Genomic DNA, 22,737 nt, shown 5'->3' with positions numbered 1-22,737 from the left:
GTTGATTTAATCTTCCGTCCGCTCTTCATCCGCAACCGCATCTTCCCAGTTACTCCATTTCGGGGTAGCCGGATTATAGCCATCATATCCATAATTCTGGCTAAGCTGCCCCTTTATGTTGGCCGTAATTGCCGAATTCGGTATAGGCCAATGCATATTCTTTTTGTCCATCGTATAGTTGGGGCTGCTATTGCCGGGAGCATTAATCTCGATAGGCCCTTTGTTATACATGCTGTAGTGGACGATACGCTGGTACCAGTAACTTCCGCCTACAGGATCTGTTCCACTCTGCTTGTCATAGTTGTCCAAGCTATAGGTGTTACCCCATTCGTCGGGTTTACCGCTGCGAGCCAGACAAAGTGAAACCCGCTTTAATTCTACATTGCGCCATTCTTCCCAATACAATTCACGTGCGCGCTCATTCATGATATCCCCTATCGTAACCGGGCCTGTGTATAATTGGGTGCATTTTGCACGTTGTCTTACGGCATTCAAATCGTCTTTGATCGTTCCATCATTTGGGTCCATATAGTATTTGGCTTCCGCACGAAGCAGGTACGCTTCTGCTAAGCGGTAAAGGTACCAGTCTGCATTACCACCGTTTGTGGCACCGCGATGCCCGTCAGACCCGATAATATTCGCTTCAGCGACCGGGTCATCCAAGTAGAATTTATAATGGGGTACATCAAACCAACGACGAATGGTATCGCTGCACAGGAGGACACCATTATCAGGGTTGAAAAGCGTGAGGGGATTACCAAATTCTGTCGAAGCCTTATTGTTCACCCGGTAGTCTTCCATGCGTATCCAATTGCCCGCCTCGGAACTATGGCGCAAGTCCGTCTCGTCCATTACGCCATTCACACGCCACAGTCCCGTCATCTGAAAGCGGGTGGGACGAAACGTCGCAATGCCGCGTCCGAAGGCCCGCATGTAGTCGTATTCGGGGTCGTAGTCTGCTGTATTGCGGCGGATATTAAGCAACGCCTGCCGACCATCCTTGGCTTGGAGCCTATTGTCAAATACAAAGGGATACAATATCCGCATGGTCAGCATTTTCACAAAGGACTCGGCTTCCGCACCCCGGTTCGGCATTCCCATAATCAGTTCCCTGTTGTCTGAGCGAAGTTTATTCTCCGCGCGGTGCATATCCCAGATCACGTTGCGCGTAATGGTCCAGGTTCGCGGTTCGCCGCCGTCGTTAAAGGTGCCGAACTCATCACCTTGGATGAGGGCGTAGCCGGACTGGTCAATGAGGATGTCGGTTTGCGCTTTGGCTTTCGCATATTCGCCAATGGCCAGGTAGCATTTTGCAAGCAGCATCCGGCAAGCGCCTTTATTGACCATACCAACTATACCAATCTCACTTTGATCGGGCACCCACTCGACGGCGAGCTCCATGTCCCGGGTAATCATTTGCAGGATCGCCTCCCGCTCGGTGCTGCGGTAATTCTGCTTAGGCACTTCCAGCAATTTGGTAACTAATGGGACATCACCGTATTGAAACACAAGGGCCATGTAGCGAAAGGCGCGGTGAAAGTATGCACGCCCCTTAAACATGTTTTTCGTGGCTTCGTCCAATTCCTCCACGTCGTCGACATAATGGATAATGGTATTCGCGTACATAATACCTTTGTAGGTTTCGTCCCAAAAATACCATAGACTATTGGTCCGGTCCAGGTTATGTTGAGTGCTACCATCATCGCTTGTCGGTGTAAGCATATTGGCTATATCAGCAAGCATATTGCGCTTGTCGGTCGCAGCAGCGACCATCAGTTCGGAAAAGATGTACTCCGTACCGAGCGCCAGCATTTCGTTATGGTCTGTCATCCAATACAATTTTAGGTGGCGGTCGCAAATGGCTAAAGCCGACTCCAACCCCGATCGGGTATTAAATGTCGTGTTGGGTTCGTAAAACGATAGCGGATCCGGGTTCAGAAAATCCCGCGAACAGCTGCTGGCCAGTAAGGTCCCCCCAAAAAGCAGGGCTAATGATATGCGATGTAGTTGTTGTGTTATCTTCTTCATCTCTGTCGTTGTTAATCGCTTAAAAGGTTACGTTCAAACCAAAGGTAAATGTACGGGAGGCCCAACCACCGGTTTCAGGGTCTCCGTAAATCCATTCCTGCGCCCAGGTCGCCGTGTTCCGAACGGCACCAAATACTTTGACCCGGTTTAGGTTATACATGGAAGTCCATTGTTGTGGAAGCGTATATCCGGCGGATATGTTGTCCAGGCGGATAAAGGAACGGTTATACAATTTTTGTGCGCCAGCGGCACCTACAGGTCCAGAAGCTTCAATACGGCCGAATTTGTTGGTCGGATTATCAGGGGTCCAATATTCTTTCTCGGGCAGATTGGCTAAAGCATATTGCATACGTCCACCATCGTCGTCGTTGTTCAGGTAATTGCCAGACAAACTTTTATGGCCCATATAGGAATAAATCTGGAAAGAAAAGGTCAGTTCTTTCCAAAGAACAAACTCATTACGCAAAGACCAGTGGTAGGGTGCAACAGTTTCGCCCAGGAACTCTTTATCCAGGTCATTATAGACATGCGTGATCGAGCCATCTGCGTTGACCACGTCGTCTGCGGTATAATTATTGGCGACTTTCGGATCACCCGGTCGCTGCCCATATTTTGCGGCTTCTTCAACCTCATGCGTCTGCCAAATGCCGGTAACTCGATAATCCCAAATGGTATTAATGGATTGACCAATGAACCAGCCGTTTGTGATATCGTCCCGTTCCCTACGGCCAATCACATGACCGTCTGCATCTACCACATCTTCATAGTCGTAATAGAGGTGTTTGATCCGGTTCTTGTTATACGAAAAGCCAAGAGTAGTTGACCACTGGAAATTTTCGCGCGCGATATTGCGGGTATTGAGCGCTAGCTCTACCCCGCTGTTATTCACCTGGCCCAGGTTCGTGGTTATTGAGCTGAATCCTGAGAACGTAGGCAACCGTTGTCCCATAATCATATCGTTGGTCTGCATATGATAATATTCGAACGTACCGGATATGCGATCGTTCAGAAAGCCAAAATCCAGTCCGAAGTTCCACGCTGCCGTTTTTTCCCATTGCAGATTCGGGTTGGCCAGCCGATCCATCATCAGGTAGCGGTAGAGTTGCAGCTGACCGGAAGCGTCGATATAACCCTGCATTCTTCCGGCTCCCCGATAAAGATTGGCTAGCGCCAAGTACGGAGAATTTAAGGATCTATTCCCGTTTCTACCATAGGAAACCCGTAATTTACCCGTGCTCATAATGGGCTTCCATTTCTGAAAGAACGATTCGTTGCTGAAGGTCCACGCCCCTGCCAATGACGGGAAGATCCCATAAGGGTCGGTCGAACCGAAGGCTGAATAACCATCGCGACGGATGGTCGCCGTCAGCATATAGCGGTCGTCATAGCTGTAGAACAGCCGTGCCATCAGTGCGTCAGCCGTCTCGTGCGTATCGTTACTGGAATAGTTACTTTCCTCTTTATTGCCAAAACCTACGCCATGAAAACCCAAAGCGTCGGAAGGCAGGATATTCCGTGCTTCAATGCGCTCCTGCCAATAACGGAGCTGTTCGGCTTCCTGCACCAGCGTGACGTTGAAACGGTGTTTCTCTGCAAATGTGTGTTCCCAGCTAAGGGTATTGTTCAACGACCAATCAAAACGTTTGGCTTGTTCCCGGTTAGCGCCCCGTGTCTTCGGGTCGGATCCAGGTAAATCTGCCGACATAAAATAGCGGTCATAGAAAAATTGATAGCGGGGCGATGCATTAAAGGAATAAACGATATTAAACGGCAGCTTGACTTTCGCTTGCACGATCGTATTGAACACGGTGTACCCTTTGTCCAATTCCAAAAACTGCCGTTGGAAATCGTAATTGTATCCACGCTGGCTAAATTCAGCACTTAGCGGAAACTGCAGCGGATTGCCCAGTTCGTCGGCATAGTCCGCGTACGGACTATTACGCATCGTCTGATCCATATCGATGTCAACATTACCATCAGAACGGTCCTGGAAGTTAACGTTAGCCCCGATTTCGAACCAATCGGTTACGTTGGAATTCACCTTCATATTGGCACGAATAGCCCGGTAATTATCGCTCACCACAGCACCTTCGTTTCTTAAATAGCCCATAGAGAAATAATAATTTGTGCGCTCACTTGCTCCGCTGACACTGGCATTGTAGTCCTGATCCAATCCCGTGCGAAAGGTGCGGTCGGTCCAATCGACAACTTTGCCGTCGAGAAAATTTTGTAACGCGTTGCCCTGGAAGCCCAAACGCCTTGCCCAGATGCTTAAGTCAGATTCTCCTGGATCATTGGTGCTGTAAGCGCGCCAGCTATCCAGCGAAATAGCGGACGGCAATTGGTCTGGGCGCATAAAGAAGCCCGGTTGATCGGCAAAAACACCTGTTTGATACGCTTCATATGTTCCGGTTTCCGGATTGACGCCATAGGTGTTTTTTGTTAGCCAGTCTTGGCGGTGTTGCATATAGGCGTCCGGGTCCCATCTTTTGCGAAAATTACTCGGCCCGGTAGCGCCTAAATTGGCCGTGAAATTGACAACGGGCTTACCGGGCTTACCCCGTTTGGTCGAAATAATGATGACCCCGTTGGCCGCTTTAGACCCATAGACGGCTGCGGCGGAGGCATCTTTCAACACATCGATCTGCTCGATGTCGTCGGGATTGATCTCCGATAGCTCGCCATAAAAGAACATACCATCGAGCACGAGTAGCGGACTATTGTGATTACCGTCGGTATACACGGAGCGCTGACCGCGTATCTGTAACGATCCGCCCCCTTTTGCCGATGGACTAAAACCGACGTTCAGACCCGGCGTGCCCCGCAGGATGTCTTGGACGGTACGTGGATTTTCGTTGGCAATCCTGTCCGGACGGACCTGGATGATCGAACCGGTAAGATCTTTTCGTTGCATCGTCCCGTAGCCCACAACCACCACTTCGTCCAAATCACTCATGGCGGGCTGCAACGACACGGAGATGGTGGTTTGACCCGCGATAGCAACTTCTGCCGACTGATACCCCAAAATATTAAAAACAAGCACTGTCGCTTCATCAGGGATTGCGATCCGATAGTCGCCCGCAGCGTCGGACGAGACGGCAAGCGGTGTACCTTTCACCGTAACGGTCACACCTTCCAATGGATTGCCATGCTCGTCTGACACCTTTCCGGAAACGACGCGTTGCTGGAGCAAGCCCGTTCGGGTCATGGCGCGTGAACGCTTGTTCGTAATGGTAATAATACCTTCGTCTAATGACCACGTCAGGCCATGTTTATCCAATATAAGGTGCATCGCATCAGCCAAATCGACTTGTTTTAGCTGAGCGGTGATACGTACATCTGCAATCTGGTCGCCCCGAAATAAAAAGGAATACCCATGTTGCCGCTGGATCTCCCGCAAGACTTCGCGCAACGTGGTATTCTGGGCTTTCAGGGTAACCTTTTGTGCCTTACTTTCGGCAACAGCGTGCCATGTAAAGGCGACCGTTAAGAGAATCGCTAATTTCATAACAAGCAATAATCGGTATCTAAATGGCCAACGAGAGCCGTTTACACATGGTGTAAAAATCATATATTTGCGATGTTTGGATGGTTAACAATTGGTTTCCGGCAGTCCTTAGAATAACAAGCCGGCTATCAAATCCAAACAAATCCACGGATGATGCTATCAACATCATCCGTTTTTTGTATGGATGGAATCTGATGGATAAGTAGTCTTTATGTTTTCATTTACAGCCCTCCTTTCATCGTTATATAATTGGTATCATCGTTCTCCCAAAACAATCAATCGTGCCCGTCCATCCGTTTGAGCCATCTCAAACTTCAACCCGCTTTTTTCCAGTGCGCGTAAAACGGCACTCAAGGGTTTATTTCGCTCGACATAAGCGAACATGTTGTCTTCCGACAATTTGCCCTTATAGCTAATTTCGAGATCGTACCAGCGGGCCAATTGAGCGATGGCTTCACGCATTGGCAGGCGGTCGAAATAAAAAAAACCATCTTTCCAAGCTGTATATTTGTCTGCCATTACTTGCTTCACATCCGTATATGCCCCATGTGTGATAGCTTGTTGACCAGGCTCCATTTCGATAGGTGGCCGGTTACCGATGGTCGATGTCACCTGCACACGTCCTTTTACCAACGTCGTTTTGGTCTCCGATTCATCGGGGTATGCTGAGATATTAAACTGGGTACCCAGGACCTCCACGGTTTGACCTTGTGTGATGACTTTAAAGGGTTCCCCCCCGCTGTCGCTTTTCACTGACCTAACATCAAAATAAGCTTCGCCTTCGAGTTCTACGATCCGTTCTTTGCCGTCAAAACGCGAGGGGTATTTCAGTGTGGAAGCGGCATTGAGCCACACACGCGAGCCATCGGGCAGGGTGATGGAATAGGTCCCTCCGTTGGGGGTGGCAAGCTCCAATTGCACAGCGTCCGACCGACCGTTGGTCCTATCAGCCAGGGCAGTTACGGTATTACCATCTTCGTAAGTAATATCACCGTCAACCACAACAATCCCCCCTTGTTCTTCGCTCAAGCTAATGGTGCGCCCACCCGAAAGTTTGAGTGTTGCGCGGTTCCCTCCGGGTTGGATATCAGCGGCGAGGTGTGTCGTATCCGTTGTTTTAGAAGGAAGGCCCACCCGGTACCTAAAAACGTAAATACCGACTGCCAGCACCAAAATAACCGCTGCGGCGTAAGGGATCCATCTCTGCAAACGGTGTGTTGCTCGTCGCTTCAGTGACTTTTCTTCAGCTGCACGTATACCGTCGGCAATACGGCGTTCCATGCGGCTGATTGAGGCCGCCTGATCAGTACCGTACACCGCATCGAACGCCTGCAACGCTGCCTTCAGCCCCTCCTCGCTGACCACTTCCTCCAACAAACGGCGGAATGCCGGATCGCGGTTGCCCCAGGCCAGCAACTCGGCCTGTTCCTGCGCATTCAGCTCCCGGCTGATGTGCCCGCGAAGCAAGTAAACAATACGGTTCGTGATTTCCATTGGTGTTACGTGGCTCACATTTATCGATAAAAACAAATGTGAACGCAAAACCTTACATGGAAAGTGTTTTTTTTAACTAAGGGCTATTTCGTAAAAGTTCGTGCAATAGGAACAAGCAAAGCCACAGCTCTTTGTCTTTGAAAATCCGTCGAAGGGTATCCACTGCTCTGGAACGATTGGCAAAGACAGCTGTAGGGGTCATATGAAGGCGTTCGCAGATTTCGTCCGTTGTCAGCTCTTCAATATACGTCAGCCGGAAGACCTCTCGTTGCTTCTCCGGCAACTTGACCATCTCAGCATAAATCTGCTGCATCAGCTCTGCCCGCACGATACGCACATATGTTTCAGGTTCCGTACTTTCCAGCAAGTGGATCGCCTCCGGATCCATGTCGCGGCGCACGTGGGCGGACTGTACATAGTTCAGACAGGCGTTTTTGGTGGCGATATACAGAAACGCTTTGATTTTATCGGTGCCATCAAAAGCATCTCGCCGCTGCCAAAGCTTCACAAAGCTATCAGAAACGATTTCCTCGGCGATCTGTTGCTCATGGACCATCGACCGGGCAAAGTACAATAACGCACGGTGGTAATTCTTAAACAAGACCGCGAGTTGCGAACTATCGATATAAAGGTTAGCGGCCATTTGGTGCGAATTTTAACATATTTATCCAAAGCTGGCCTTTATCTGGCGGCCGTGGCTTGTCCATCGTGTTTGATCAATGGAGATCACATCACTCAGCGAGCAAACACGCGTATTTTTCAAAAATAGCGGTACATTTTTCAAATATTGTAAAAAATACCGTAATATTGAATCGTTTTAGCTAACTTATTAAAACCATTGCACTTTCGATCCCCCGATACGGATTTCGAACAATACGGCTGACCAAGCACTAGCGGACGGGCCTCACTTAACCATTTTTCCTGGCAACGCACATCAATGTGAGTGCGCTGGCCGGGGAAGATGGGTTTCTGCCGGATAGGAGATTACCCAATTTGTATTTGAGTTCAACAGGCCCCGTCTTACCCTCAAATACTTCTTTACCCAAATGGTGGTTATGCGGGTAGATATTTACATTGAAATCAAGGGGTTCCAGTACACTTTCAAACAGGTAAGGCGTCACACCATGGCCGGGTTTGTGGTGAGTCTCGCAAGCAAGCGCCCATTTCTGCTGCTCGGAAGATTTATGGAAGCTGTGTCCGATGAGCCGGTAATATACCAGCCTGGTCAGCCACAATACTTTCGCTGCACCTTTGTAATTCCACGCCGAGCGTTGCGGATCGTGGTCCGTCACCAGCAACCCGCCCGGTTTTACCAGCCTTGCTGCCTCTTTCAGCACAGCATCCATGTTTTCGCAATGGTGCAAGGTAGCATTTAATACCACGATATCCGCGACAGCTGATTTAAATGGAAGGTTGTTTGCATCGGCCAGCACCGTTGTATAGCCCAGGTTTCGCGCCAAGTCAAGTGACCCCGAAGCTACATCCACGCCTATCAATATTTTGGGTTTCTCTTGCAACGTTGCATTGATGTTTCCCGGGCCACAACCAACATCAATGACCACTTTATTTGTCCAACTTCCAGTGGCTTCCCGCCATCTGCTTTTAAAGGCATCACTTCGGTGACAGTAGGTTAAATATTCTTCTGCCCACTCTGGATGGTTGAAGTAATATTCATTGGCTTTTAACGAGTATGACATCCTCGAGATGGGAAAGACATAATGTTTCCCGTCATCTTTAAACGTTGCCTGGGCTTTTAAATAAGGGGTAATGTCCGATCTCATACAACTTAGATTTTAATTTATGACCTAAATACAAACAATATTACCGGTTAAAAATTGATTTTAAGACGGGATTGTCAAACTGTTCCCATTCTATGCAACCCTGGCGATTTGTTACACACTTTTACACGGAAATACGGTATAGAACGGTGAATATTATCACGTTGATAACCGTAAATCGCCTTAATATTCCACCCCCGGATCTATCCCCTGCTTGCGCTTATCGTTATTTTATTTACCTTTGCATTAGGTTTAGGTTGATAGCCCCTAACCCCAATGGGGCGGATTCCCGTTATCTGCAAGGTAACGGGTTTCTTTTTTTAAGAAAGTCGAGATGCTACGTTTTTCCGGACATTCTTTACGGCTTTCCAGACGGGCCCCCATGAAATCACCGGGCACCTCCATGTAGGCCACAGCGATTATCTGCTCCCATTTAAATGGGAGGTTGGCAACATGACATGTTTGCCCGATTTGGTAGTAGCTAAAGCTTTCTTTATTTTTACGGCCCCGATTTGGGAGATGGCACCAACAATAAACAGCCGGAAAGAGTTTTCACACTGATGGATGGAGCAGATGATAAGAGGCTAGCCAGCGATTTGGCCAATGGCGAAAGAGGGGCGTTTGATCAATTGTATCATCGCCATTGGGAAGCCCTTTTTCGCTACGTCGCCAATGTGCTGAAAGACGAAGATGACACGGCCGATGTACTTCAGGACACATTTTTCAAAGTATGGGAACAACGTGAACGGCTGCGGCATGTCGAATCCGTCAAGGCTTACCTGTTTACCATGGCACGGCACGGCGCCCTTAGATTTATCGCCTTACAGCAAAACCGACAGCGATTTATTGATAGCTTAGGCGAATTCCTGCAAGATGGACAGTGCGGCTCTGCAGAAGATTCGCTTGCCCTCGCCGAACTTCAGTTATCCATTGACAAACAAATTGCGCGAATGCCCCCGCGCATGCGGGAAGTATTCCTGCTAAGCCGGACGGAAAACCTCACCAACCGCGAAATAGCCGCACAATTGAATATTTCGGAAAATACTGTAAAAAAACAGATTAATTACGCCCTTAAATTGATCCGATTGACTATCAAGGTTTTGCCGCTCATCGCAATGCGGTTTCTCACGTGACTTGAATAGTCTCTTTCTTTTTTTTATTTTTTTTATACTACCAAATGCCCTTTGCTTAATCTTAGCTATATACCAGTTAATAAATCGGTCCTGTGGACATGCGGAAAAAGGAAATTGAAGAACTGCTTCACCGTTTTGCAAACGGAGCAACATCCCCTGAGGAGGATGAGTTTCTTAGTGCGTGGTTTGAAGCGGAAAGCCAACGGGGAAGTTGGACATGGCAAAATGCGCAGCACCGGGATAAGATGCAAAAGTATCTGTATCAACGATGGGCTGCACGCGTAGACCGTGCGCACCCTCTCCTGCCCTTGCGACACCGATGGCGGATTGCGTTGGCTGCGGCATCCGTACTTTGTGCATTAGGTATTGCGTTGGCCTTGTACCTGTCGTCCAACACGGATGATACCCTTCGTATCAACGAGGAACTTGCTGATGTCGCCGTACCTGCCGGGACCGACGCCGCGATATTGGTACTGGCCGACGGTCGTACGGTACGGCTGGACGAACTGCAGGGCGATGCGCTGCTTGCCGATGGTAATGTAAAAATCAAATACCTCCAGGATGGTACTGTAGCCTATGACGCAGGCGAAAGAACGGGCTCGCAGCAAAAAGCAAGCAAGGAAATGAATACGCTCCACACGCCGAAGGGCGGGAATTTTCGCCTGACCTTGCCCGATGGGACATCCGTATGGATGAATGCGGGCTCATCGCTTTCTTATCCGCTGTGGTTCGGCAGTGCTGAACGCCGGGTAACGCTCGTCGGCGAGGCTTACTTCGACGTTGCGCATGATGCCAAGCGGCCATTCCACGTGGTTTCAGGTGCTTTTGATGTACAGGTACTTGGCACGACATTCAACATCATGGCATATCGCGATGAGCCGGGAATGGCCATAACGCTGGAAACCGGCCGTGTGGCCGTCTCCCACGGAAATCAAGCACTGACCCTGGAGCCGGGAGAACAGGCATATGCCGACGCCACGACAGCTGCGATACAAAAACGCAAGGTAGATCTGGAAGATGCATTGGCATGGAAAAACGGCTATTTTTCGTTCGAAAACCAAGATATAACAACCATCATGAACCACATCGCCCGCTGGTATAACTGCGATGTCGATTTCCAGCACGGATTGTCCGCACGCAAATACAGCGGTCGTATCGCGCGTTCGCGCCCGCTGCAGGACGTCCTGGCTTCGTTGGAAGCGCTGGGCGAAGTGCGGTTCGAGACAAAAGGAAGGAGGATATCGGTCATGAAATAACACTGATTATTAACCTATGTATGATGACCCTGTTTAAAGAGGCCAGAAGTGTTCCCGCACTCCTGGCCGCCAGTAATTACTGGATTGAGCAGGCCCATGAAAATGAATGTTGGATCATTTAAAAGACCTATATGCAAATATATAAAAATTATGCTGCTCCATCGAGCGGTGTACCCTTACTTTACAGATTAAAACCGATTATAATCATGAAGCTGTCAACGCTTTTCGTGTTGCTATCCCTCTGCCACGTGCAAGCTAACGTGCTGGCACAAAAGGCTTCCATTAACATGGAAAATGCAACAATCAAGCAAGTGCTTTTTGAACTGAACAAACAGACCAAGCTGGATTTCGTATACCTGGCCGACGAACTGAATGACCAGCGAAAGGTAACGATACGGCAAACCAATACCTCGGTCATGGACATCCTGGCGACCTGCTTTGAGGGACAGGACGTCACGTTCCGTGTGGATAAATCCATGGTGATTATTCAAAAGAAAAAACAGCACGAACGGATTCAGGCACGACAGCTTTCCATCAAGGGAAAAGTCACAGACAACACAGGGATACCGCTTTCAGGGGCTTCCGTAACCTTAAAGGGATCACCAAATGTGAGCACCGCCACCGACAATGATGGCAACTTTGCGCTGACGGTTCCCGAGGGGGCCATATTGGTGATCACCTACGTGGGGTTCCTTTCGAAGGAGCAGCCCGTAGCGAACCAAACAACGCTGACCATCGTTTTGGAAGAAGACGCCTCGGAGTTGGATGAAGTAGTCGTCGTGGGTTACGGCACCGTATCGCGGAAAGACCTTACCGGATCGGTCGCTTCCGTGGGTTCCGCAGAAATCCAGGATTTGGGTGTCTCGCGTCTCGACCAAGCGTTGCTCGGCAAAGTACCGGGCGTGCAGGTCATGCCAGTATCTGGTGCGCCGGGTGCGCCGCCACAAATCCGCGTACGGGGGATAGGGAGCATCTCCGCAGGATCGCAGCCGCTCTACGTCGTTGACGGATTTCCTACGGACAATATCCAAACACTCAACCCGAATGACATCGAAAGTATGGATATTCTGAAGGACGCCTCCGCAACAGCAATCTATGGATCCCGTGGCGCCAACGGCGTAATCATCGTAAATACCAAGCGGGGCAAGGAAGGCCGTTCGGTAATCGGCTTCGACGCACTGTATGGTATACAGCAGGTGTCGAAACTGCCCCAGTTTATGAATGTGCAACAGCAAGCTCAATATTATTTTGACGGCGTAAGAAATCGCAATCTGGACAATAATGCCGACGTATCCGGCGATCCCGGCACATGGAATTTTCCGGTACCTCAAACAGTGTTGGACGTGCTCAACGGTACCAACACGACAGATGTGGACGCTATGGATTACATCCTCCGCACGGCACCTCAACGCCAATTCCAGCTTTCAGCAAACGGCGGGAATAACCAGATGCGTTATGCCATTAGCGGCGAATATCTCGATCAGGAAGGGATCGTCATCAATAGCGACTTTAAGCGTTACTCATTCCGCAGTAACCTGGATGCCAAGCTCAACGAACGCCTTCAAGTGCAGCTCAACCTGAACGGTGCTTTTACCGACGAAAACCGGGTGACAGAAAGCGGATGGGGAGGTGGTGCCAATCAAAGCATCATTGCGCAGGCGACCTCTGCTCAATACTATTACCCGGTATTGAATGAAGACGGTTCCTATTTTATCTACCGCGATTTGGACGCCTCCACCAACTTGTTTAACCCCCTGGCACTGGCCAATGAGTTGATGAACAAAGCGCAAATGGGGAGATTCCTTGGCAATGTAAACGCGACGTACTCCTTCACCGACCACCTGAATATCAAGGTGATGGCCGGAGCGACATACAGCAACCTAAAAAACACCACGTTTGTCCCCCAACTGCCGGTATTCCTCAACAGCCCGCCGAACGGCCAGGATAATACCGCGCAGTCGCTCAATTGGATCACTGAGACTACCGTCAATTACAACCGAACCTTCGGCGACCACCAACTGACGGGCCTCGTCGGATTTTCCAGCCAGAAAGAGCGGATACAGGACAACTTCCTGGAAAGCAATAATTTTCCGAATAACCTCGTCCCCTATTTGAGCGCAGTGAGCGGCATCCTGACAGATGGCGGTGCAGGCATCAACGATTGGTCATTGGTGTCCTACCTCGCCCGGGTAAACTACAACTACCTCGGCAAGTACCTGCTCACAGCCTCCGTGCGTACGGATGGATCCTCGCGCTTTGGTGCCAACAGCAAGTATGGCGTTTTCCCATCGGCAGCCGTGGCCTGGCGGATATCTGAGGAAGGATTTCTTCAAGATGTGAATGCCATTAACGACTGGAAACTGCGTGTTAGCTTTGGCCAAACTGGCAATAATAACATCGGCAACTACGAGCACTACGCCAACGTGCTGTATCATCGCTATAATTTTGGCGGCGCAGCTGTGGGTGGCTACGCGCCCGCAAGATTGGCAAACCCAAACCTGACCTGGGAAAAACAACGGTCCATAAATGTAGGCATGGATGCCTCCTTGTTCAACAGCCGCATCAGCATCACCGCGGACTACTTCAATTCGCGGAATACGGATTTGCTGCTCAATGTAAATGTACCGGCGATCACTGGTTTCAACACATCCTTAATGAATATCGGAGAAGTAAAAAACTCCGGGGTGGAAGTGGTGGTCAGCACACGGAATATCGAACAAGCATTCACGTGGTCTACCAATGTCAACTTCTCGACCTACCGCAATGAGGTACTGCGGCTTGGTCCCACAGGAGACCCCATCATTTCGGCACGCCACATCACGCAGGTGGGGCAGCCAATAGGCATGTTCTACGGATTGCTTACCGATGGCGTATTCCGCAACCAAGCGGAGCTTGACGCTGGCCCGATTTATAATCCAGGGGCACCGGATCGTTCACGTGTGGGCGACCAGCGTTTTGTAGACGTCAGCGGCCCCAACGGTGTGCCCGATGGCGTGATAAACAGCTATGATTATACGATCATTGGCTCGCCCTATCCAGACTTTTTTTATGGCATGACCAATAACTTTGGCTACAAGGATTTTTCCTTGAGTGTCAATCTGCAGGGGGTATACGGCAATCAGATAACCAGCACAGCAAATGATATCCGGCTCACCACCCGTTCACGCAGCAAAACCTTGGACACACAGCTCGACTACTGGAAATCCGAACAAAACCCCGGCGACGGACAAACCCCGCGCCCCAATGATGCGCCGACCGGCGGTGTACGTACCGTCAGCACACGGTACCTCGATTCGGGTAGCTACCTGCGGATCAATAACATTACGCTGGGCTACCAACTGCCCGCCGCCGTTGTTGAAAAATGGCGCATGGGATCGCTACGCATTTACTTCAGCGCAAACAATCCTTTCATCTTCACAAAAAACACATCGTTCAACCCCGACGTGAGTACGGGAGCCGATGCATTGACGCCGGGTATCGATTACAACAATTATCCGCTGCCCAAAAGTTTCATCCTTGGATTGAATGCTCGTTTTTAAGACCCAAAATCGAAAGAATATGACTATCAACATAAAAAATATTAGCAGACTGGTGTGCAGATTGACTTGTGCGGTGGCGTTAATCGGCGCCTCGGCCTGTTCAAACGATTTTATCGATATCCGGCCCGAATCAAGCACCACAACCGATCTGCTTTACCAGACAGACGGTGATTTCCGCGATGCCATCACGGCCGTATATACGGCGCTGCAAACACAATACGACGACTTTTGGATATTTGCCGATGTACCGGGCGAGGACGTCACCCAGGAGGTGGTCAAGAATGATCCCTGGTACTTTGCGGATGTATTTGCCATGCAAGACAACACGCCCGTGCTGGCCACCACATGGAGCAATTATTATGTGGCCATTACGCGGGCCAATCTGGTACTTCACCATATCCAAAATATAGATGCACAATCCCTGCCGCAGCGAGACCGCCACATCGGGGAGTCGCGGTTCTTGAGGGCACTGGCCTATTTCGATCTGGTGCGCATTTTCGGGGCGGTACCCAAGGTTACGACACCGCTGACCACGGAGGAAGCCTACAACCTACCCCGGGAAGCCGCCGAAAACGTATACCGCGATGTTATTATCCCCGATTTATTGGATGCCGCTGAACGGCTGCCGACTGCTTACGGCGGTGCCGACGTCGGGCGCGCTACAAGTGGGGCAGCCAAAGCGCTGCTGGGCCGTGTGTACCTGACCATCCACGACTTTGCGAAGGCAGAACAAATACTCGGGGAGGTGACCACCTTAGGCTACGCACTTCTCCCAAATTATGATGATCTGTTTGATTATACAAAAGACGAGCACCACAGCGAATATATCTTTGATATCGAATATGAAGAGGGCATGGGCAATCAGGGCAGCGTATTCACCCACCGGTTCATGCCCAACTCGTCCGCAATGGCCGACCATTATGGCATAAGAGGCGGTGAGCTGGCCGAGACGTTCTCCCCTACCCCGGCACTACGGGCGCTCTTTGAGCCGGAAGACAAGCGCCGAAACGTCACAGTGGGCACCACCGGCGGATTTACCAATAGCCAAGGCGACTTTGTACGCCTGCCTGCTGCCACCTCCCAAAATTACACCTTGAAGTATGTGACCTCGGTGAATTTGGTGGGCGACAGCCGGGCAAACTGGAAAGTAATCCGTTACGCGGATGTCTTGCTGATGTATGCCGAGGCGTTAAACGAGAACGGAAAAACACCGGAAGCGATTGAACAGCTCAACTTGGTACGCCATCGTGCGGGCGTACAGCCGGTCGCTACCGGCAATCGGGATGAGGCCCGCGAACTGATTTACCGCGAGCGGCGATTAGAGCTGTCTTTCGAAGGCCATCGATGGTTTGACCTCGTGCGCACCGGTAGGGCTTTCGAGACCTTGCAACCTTTGGGCATGCAAAGCTTCATGACGCTGTTTCCCGTGCCCCTGAGCCAAGTACAGATTATCAATAATCCCGCTATATTCCCGCAAAACCCAGGATATAATTAATAAAAGCTTATGTTCCTGATACGAAAATGGACGTGTATAGCGGTTTGGTGCTTGGCGGCTATCCCAAGTGCCTACGCCAAGGATAGTGTGGCAGTATACTTCGATAATGGCAGCAAACCGCTGACATTGTTGACAAACCGGGTAAAAAACCATGCTGCTCAGCGAGGTGCAGTAGTTTCTGTCGGAAGCCTTGACGGGCTTCCGCCGACAGGCGGAATCGTGGTGCTACAACAGGATAAGCCGCAAAGCGGTTTATCGCGTAGGCTGCAGGGAGTAAACAGGGATACCCTGGAGCCGGAAGGATATGCCCTGAAATGGCATAAGCCATCGGAGCGCTTGTATGTTATTGGCGCCGACTCCATCGGTGCTCAATATGGTCTACGTGAGGTGCTGGACCATTGGCTGGCGCATGGTACGATACGGTCAATGAAGGAGAAAACAGCTAACCCGCTTCTCGAATACCGGATCCTGAAGTTCAACCTCCCCTGGTCGCCTTACCGGAAAAATGAAGCAACAGATGTGCACCTTGGCGTGTGCCGCGACCTCGCGTTTTGGGAACGTTTCCTGGATATGATGGTGGACAACCGCTTCAATGTGCTGTCGCTATGGAATAACCATCCGTTCCCATTCATGGTACGATCGGCGTCTTTTCCCAAAGCGACGCCATTCAGCGATGACGAGCTGGCGGATTGGAAACAGTTTTGGACTGCCTTATTCCGGATGGCAAAAGACCGCGGTATACAGACGTTTGTTGTCAATTGGAATATCGTGGTGTCTCCGGAATTTGCCGAGGCGTATGGCGCTTCCGAATACAATGATCGATCGCCTATGGTGGCGGCTTATACCCGCGAGAGCGTGCGTCAGCTTATTGATGAATATCCCGATCTGACGGGTATCGGTGTAACGCTGGCCGACTGGATGGGCAACTTCCCCGATGCGATGTCTCCCCAGGAGCGCGAGGATTGGATAGCGAGCACGTTCGTACAAGGCATGAAAGAAGCGTCCCGGCCGGTCAAGTTCCTCCACCGTTCGGTCCTCGCCGGCGACCCAATGGCCATGCGCAATCTGCTGGACAATGCCGGGCTGGAAGAACCCGCATTGGTAGAAATCAAATTCAACTGGTCACACGGCCACTCCACACCACAGCTCGCCATTACGCACGACTTTCACTCGGGAGAATTGGACAGCCGCTTCTGGGAGCCGGAGCCGGAAAGTTACCGCATTCAATGGATGGTGCGCAATGAGGACTTTTTTATTCTCCGCTGGGGCCAGGCCGATTTTATACGAACGCATATCCTACAAAACAAGCTGGATGTCGTAAACGGCTATTTCATCGGCTCCGAAGGATACATCCCGGCGCTGGACTATGCATCCCTGCCTGGGCCAGATCGCACCTGGCACTACGCTTTCGAAAAACAATGGCTGTTCTATACACTATGGGGACGATTGCTGTATGACCCGCATACGCCGGATACTGTATTCGAGGACCAGCTGGCCGTTCGCTATGGAAGACCCCTGGCAGCAGAACTGTTCAGCCTTTATCAATTGGCCAGCCAACTGCCGCTGCGGTTGGCCAGCTTCTACCGGTCTACCTGGGATTATACGTTGTATAGCGAAGGTTTTATCGCCGCCGAACCTGCTAACCCCAAAGCGCCGTTCGACCGGAGTTCACCGTTTATTTCCATTGCCGAGCTGCTATCTCACGATGTGCTGGACTCCAATTTGATGGCCATCAAGATGTACGTGACAAAGACCCTACAGGGAGGGCTGGATACGGCAAAGACTACTCCCACCGAGCTGGCCAGACAATCAGAAACGGATAGCCGCGCGGCGTTGGCACTCATCGCCGGCATCCGGCAGCGTATACCGCATCATCGCGGCGCGTTGGTTTCCGAGTTGGATGACATGGCCACTTGGGCCTACCTGGGCCTGTATTTTGCAGATAAAATCCGCGCTGGCGTCGCACTCGAATTTCTACAACAGACCGGTGAGGAAGCCAAGCGTACGGAAGCAATACAATTACTGCAACGCTGCGTCGAACATTGGGATGGGGTAATCTTCCATACCAAAGGCCGATACCTTCCTGTGCCGCATGTAGCCACCGAATATTACGGCGACGAATTCAAGACATTTTCTTGGGAGCAACTGCGACCACAGGTGATACGCGATATACAGATAGCAACCAATTTTAAGCAAAACAATGACTGATACAACGAAAAGATCACACGGCCTCCCGGCTCGTCCCGCCGCGGCGGGGTGGCTGGCAAAGGCTGTTTTATGGTTGGCATTATGCCTGCCTTTTTGCACATTGGCGGAGACACCGGGCTGGTGGAGACGGAATAACCTGCGGGTGGTACAGACCAATCTGCCCGACTTTATAGCCGCAGAGATAGATCCTGACGACTTCGTGGCCGACCTTCAGGACATGGCGGCAAATACGCTGATCATCAATGTCGGCGGAATCATGGCGTTTTACCCCACCAAACTGGAGTACCATTACCGCAATCGCCATGCAGCCGATAACCTCATTGGCGACATCGTTAAGAAATGCCATGAACGGGCTATCAAAGTCATCGTACGCGTGGATTTCAGCCGCCTGCATAAGCAGGTGTTTGACAAGCATCCCGATTGGTGTTACCGCTCAGCCGATGACGAGCGTATGGTAAACGACGATATTTATGTGGTATCCATCAATGCGCCGTATGTCCAAGAAAAGGCTTTTGAAATCATCGAGGAAATTATGGACATGTACCCTATCGATGGTATTTTTCTAAACATGCCAGGGTACCAGACGTCAAACGCCTACACGGGTGAGTACTTCGGGATTGACCACAATCCCTTTGAACGGGAGCGATTTGCTCAGTTCAGCGGCGGCTTGGACCTGCCGAAAAAAGAAGACCGGCAGGATCCGGTATTCCTGCGCTACTTGGAATATAAACAAGCGGTACTCGACCGGTGGGCGGAGCGGCTCCATCAAGTGGTGAAAGGCAAAAACCCCCAGATAGCCATCTGTACTTATACAGACAAATTTGTTGATATCATCCGCCATGAATCACAGCGCAATGCTTCTATCCCCTATTGGCCGTACACCGCCTCGGATAATGTGGCCAATACGCTGGGAACTTATCCCGGCCACATTGTCAGCAATGCGTCGATCCAACAAATCTCATTCCGCTCACGCTTTAATGCCGTAGAGCCTGAAGAGGTGCGCATCCGGCTCTACGAAAATATTGCCAACGGTTCGGGATTGGACGTAAGCATGATGGGCCAAATTGCCGGGAACGCCGATGCTCGTAATTTTGATGTGATGCGGGAGGTCTACCGATTTCATCGGGACCACGAACGGTATTATGGGCGCTATACCTCCGAGGCGAAAGTCGCGGTGTTATCGCCCAGCCTTTGGGTGCATGGCGATATGGCCGAGGAATACCGGGGGCTGCAGTTGATGCTTAAAGAAGCTCACATTCCTTTCGACATCATCGGCCATTACACGTTGCATCGCCAGCCCGATCGGCTGAAGCAGTACAAAGCGATTGTGGTACCCAGCATTGCCGGGTTCAACCCTGCAGATCTGGCCGTCTTGGCTTCAGCGGCGCGCAGCGGCACCAGCCTGATAGCCACGAATAGGGCGTTTATCAATCACCCCGACTTTCTCGAGCAATTTTTTGGGGCCGTACCAGTTGAGGGCGAATACGATGGCACCGGCAATTACTTATGGGTGGATACACAGGACGGTTTTGCCGGACTGCCCAAGCAAACCATGCTTTCCTGGCAGTACAACCTGGGGCGCTATAAATTTCCCACGGCAAAAACATTATTCCCCATTTTGTCGAAAGGGCGCCCAGGCCCTCCCGAAAACGTAGGTGGGCATGAAGATACAGGCTATACAGCGGCAGCAATGAAGGCTACCGGAAAAAGTACACATGTCTTGCTGCCCGGTCATATTGGAAAACTCTATTTCCAAACAGGCTACGAGCAGTATAAGCTGCTGTGGCTGGCTTTGCTGGAAAAGGCCTATCCGCAAGCTGGAGAAGTCATCAAAACCAATGCCCCTGCCAAAGTCGAACTGATATGGAAGGCTTTCCATTGGAACGACGAAGCTGTAAACGAACAGCGCCAGCCCGACGGACATATCTTGCATTTGATCAACCTGAGTGGTTATAATGGCAACACGTATTTTGCCCCGTATCCAATCCATAACACGGAGCTTGATGTGCTGCTCGAACAAAAACCGGCCAAGGTATACACGTTAAAGGGCAATACCGAACTACCCTTCTCATGGAAAAACCACCGGTTGACCTTTTCGTTGCCTCGACTGGAAGATTATGAAGCGGTCGTTGTAGTCCCGGAAGTTGGCCAATGAAAACCAGCAATCGATAATGCTCACCGCGATTGGGCATGGACCCGTTATCAGGTAAGATAACGGGCTTTTTTTCTAACGGTCAATCGTACATGCGTACTTGTTAAAACCGATTATGTTGCCGACATTAGTTCCCCATAAAAAGCGCTTGATTGGGAGATGTCCGAACAAAACGTACTGTACTTAACCAATTGGAAATTATTTATTAAAGGCGATGATCGGGCGCTGCGTGTCATGTTTGATGCACTGGTAGAAGAGTTGTACACGTTCGGTCTTCACTTATGCACGGACGAAGAATTGGTTAAGGATGCCATACAGGACCTTTTTCTTGACCTCACGCGATATCGGGCTAACCTGAATCCAGAAGTGCATGTACAGGCCTATCTGTTTAGCTCACTGCGCCGCAAACTGGCGCTCGCGATAAAGCGTGACTTGGGTAATACCCAGTTGCGCGAGCAGTCAGCTGTACACATGTTTGATTTTGAGTGGGACCCGGAAACGAATTTTATCCAGCGCGAGGAGGAACACGTGCTATACGCCAAGCTCCGGAAGGAACTCGCCAACTTGTCGGCTCATCAACGGGAAGCCCTCTATCTGCGGTTTCGTGCAGGCCTCAGCTATCAAGAGGCCGCAATGGTGCTGGATATTTCCGTCGCTTCATGCCGTACGCTTATTTACCGGACGGTTAAGCAGTTGCGGGAGAAGCTGGAGGTCACGAAAGAATCGATTTCTTCTATTCTATGGCTACTCACCGGTCCAAGCAAATAAAAAAATCTTTTTTTGTCTATACACATGCGTTTGAGCGCTCTTTATTTATAGAGGCCAGTTATAACGTATGGAAAAAAAAGCCGAAGATTATTTGGACGACGAATTTAATGTCGAAGGGCATAAATACCACCCCACTGATAAGCAACAATGGATTGCAAAAGCAATCGTCTCCTTAGTACGGTCGGTAAAAGGCAAACCGCTATCTACCCCCGAGAAGGACGAATTGTGGCGCAATGTGACCACGCGATGGGAAAGCGAACGTCCGAATGCCGGCAGCGTGTTAGGCAGACGATACCGGCTATGGGGATCGGCCGCGGCCGTGATTATCGTTGCGGCAGGGTTACTCCTATTCCGCTATTACGAGGATCATTCCGACGAACGACTATTGAACCATGCCCGCCGACTTCACGGGGCTGGCGCGGCCACGGATGGCGCTCCGCTGCTTACCTTTGACCAAGATGCCACAATTTCGCTGGCCAATGCGTCATCGATCCGCATTGTTGGCGACACGGTGGAAACGACGGACGAAAATGGCTTGACCATCCGTAATACAATCCAAACGCGCGGAGACTATGCGTCGATGACCGTGCCCTACGGCCAGCGTACGACGATTGAGCTTCCAGATGGAACGCGCGTCACGCTCAATGCAGGATCGGTATTGAGCTTTCCGCATCGGTTTCCGGAAAATAAACGAGAAGTATCGCTCATCGGCGAGGGGTTTTTCGAAGTGGCCCACCAACCGGATAGACCGTTTTATGTGTATTCGGAAAACATGCAAGTGAAGGTACTGGGCACTTCATTTAACGTCAGTGCTTATTCAGACGATGAGGAGGCCGGTGCTTACCTCGTAGAAGGGAAAATTGAGCTCACCCCAATGGGGGCAGCGCGATTCAAACCCCGCATCCTCGAAAAAGGGACGGTAGCCACCTTTAATAAACGCCAAGGCCAGTTGGACGTCAATCTCAATAGCCTGGAGAACCATGCTGCCTGGACCCAAAAGCGGCTTGTCATTCGCAGCGCAACGCTAGCGAGCATCCTGCGGAAACTGGAACGTTTTTACAATGTGGAGATTACATTGGCTCAACATCGGGCATTAGGAGCAGATCGGTTTTCGGGCGTATTGGACCTACAACGGCCCTTGCAAGCTATATTACGTGATATATTGAACGTCGAGGCCAGTGAAATTAAACAAAAAGGAAGGAGGATTACGATCAAATAAGCATACGACCAGTTATAAACGAGAACGGGTAGGTGTTCCAGCACCCACCCGCTAAGATCACTTAACGCAATCATTTAATTAAATAACCTATATGCAATGATACGAAAAAATCCTTGCCATTGGAGGCTCAGGGGTCTTCATGGCGGAAAGTTTAAAACA

The 22,737-nt window shown here is 50.5% G+C and carries 13 protein-coding genes; 8 read left to right on the top strand and 5 right to left on the bottom strand.

The features are described from left to right. Window positions 1-6: 6 nt before the first annotated feature. From JHJ32_RS09515 to JHJ32_RS09495, 5 genes are all read right to left on the bottom strand, one after another. Entirely contained in the window at window positions 7-2,028 is a 2,022-nt protein-coding gene (locus JHJ32_RS09515) for a RagB/SusD family nutrient uptake outer membrane protein (protein WP_079715339.1), read from the bottom strand. Between the two features lie 19 nt (window positions 2,029-2,047). Further along, on the bottom strand, window positions 2,048-5,536 hold the full coding sequence (locus JHJ32_RS09510) for a SusC/RagA family TonB-linked outer membrane protein (protein ID WP_200120835.1): 3,489 nt from the start codon (window positions 5,534-5,536) through the stop codon (window positions 2,048-2,050). A gap of 255 nt (window positions 5,537-5,791) precedes the next feature. Next, window positions 5,792-7,030: a FecR family protein gene (locus JHJ32_RS09505; protein WP_200120834.1), complete on the bottom strand. Its 1,239-nt coding sequence runs from the start codon at window positions 7,028-7,030 to the stop codon at window positions 5,792-5,794. Window positions 7,031-7,106: 76 nt separating this feature from the next. Further along, the gene (locus JHJ32_RS09500; protein ID WP_079715337.1) at window positions 7,107-7,673 is read right to left on the bottom strand and encodes an RNA polymerase sigma factor; all 567 of its coding nucleotides are present in this window, start codon (window positions 7,671-7,673) and stop codon (window positions 7,107-7,109) included. A gap of 265 nt (window positions 7,674-7,938) precedes the next feature. Then, on the bottom strand, window positions 7,939-8,811 hold the full coding sequence (locus JHJ32_RS09495) for a class I SAM-dependent methyltransferase (RefSeq protein WP_079715336.1): 873 nt from the start codon (window positions 8,809-8,811) through the stop codon (window positions 7,939-7,941). Window positions 8,812-9,368: 557 nt separating this feature from the next. Here JHJ32_RS09495 and JHJ32_RS09490 point away from each other — a divergent pair. From JHJ32_RS09490 to JHJ32_RS09455, 8 genes are all read left to right on the top strand, one after another. Further along, a complete protein-coding gene (locus JHJ32_RS09490; protein ID WP_217698081.1) occupies window positions 9,369-9,941 on the top strand; it encodes an RNA polymerase sigma-70 factor in 573 nt (190 codons plus the stop codon). Window positions 9,942-10,039: 98 nt separating this feature from the next. Continuing rightward, window positions 10,040-11,197, top strand: a complete 1,158-nt coding sequence (locus JHJ32_RS09485; RefSeq protein ID WP_200120833.1) for a FecR family protein — start codon at window positions 10,040-10,042, stop codon at window positions 11,195-11,197. 206 nt (window positions 11,198-11,403) lie between these two features. Beyond that, window positions 11,404-14,736: a TonB-dependent receptor gene (locus tag JHJ32_RS09480; protein WP_200120832.1), complete on the top strand. Its 3,333-nt coding sequence runs from the start codon at window positions 11,404-11,406 to the stop codon at window positions 14,734-14,736. Window positions 14,737-14,755: 19 nt separating this feature from the next. Then, window positions 14,756-16,231 (top strand): RagB/SusD family nutrient uptake outer membrane protein, encoded by a 1,476-nt coding sequence (locus JHJ32_RS09475; protein ID WP_200120831.1) that lies wholly within the window; start codon window positions 14,756-14,758, stop codon window positions 16,229-16,231. A gap of 9 nt (window positions 16,232-16,240) precedes the next feature. Beyond that, the gene (locus JHJ32_RS09470) at window positions 16,241-18,439 is read left to right on the top strand and encodes a hypothetical protein (protein WP_200120830.1); all 2,199 of its coding nucleotides are present in this window, start codon (window positions 16,241-16,243) and stop codon (window positions 18,437-18,439) included. After that, window positions 18,432-20,594, top strand: a complete 2,163-nt coding sequence (locus JHJ32_RS09465) for an alpha-amylase family protein (RefSeq protein WP_200120829.1) — start codon at window positions 18,432-18,434, stop codon at window positions 20,592-20,594. Before JHJ32_RS09470 ends, JHJ32_RS09465 begins: the two co-directional genes overlap by 8 nt. Window positions 20,595-20,750: 156 nt before the next feature. Beyond that, the gene (locus JHJ32_RS09460; protein WP_079715328.1) at window positions 20,751-21,359 is read left to right on the top strand and encodes an RNA polymerase sigma factor; all 609 of its coding nucleotides are present in this window, start codon (window positions 20,751-20,753) and stop codon (window positions 21,357-21,359) included. A gap of 67 nt (window positions 21,360-21,426) precedes the next feature. Continuing rightward, entirely contained in the window at window positions 21,427-22,578 is a 1,152-nt protein-coding gene (locus tag JHJ32_RS09455; RefSeq protein ID WP_200120828.1) for a FecR family protein, read from the top strand. Window positions 22,579-22,737 lie beyond the last annotated feature (159 nt).

This window comes from Parapedobacter sp. ISTM3 (assembly GCF_016533505.1).
In the GTDB taxonomy this organism is placed as follows: Bacteria; Bacteroidota; Bacteroidia; order Sphingobacteriales; family Sphingobacteriaceae; genus Parapedobacter; species Parapedobacter luteus.
Note: the sequence above shows the minus strand (reverse complement) of the source record. Positions and strands in the feature narration are given on the sequence as shown.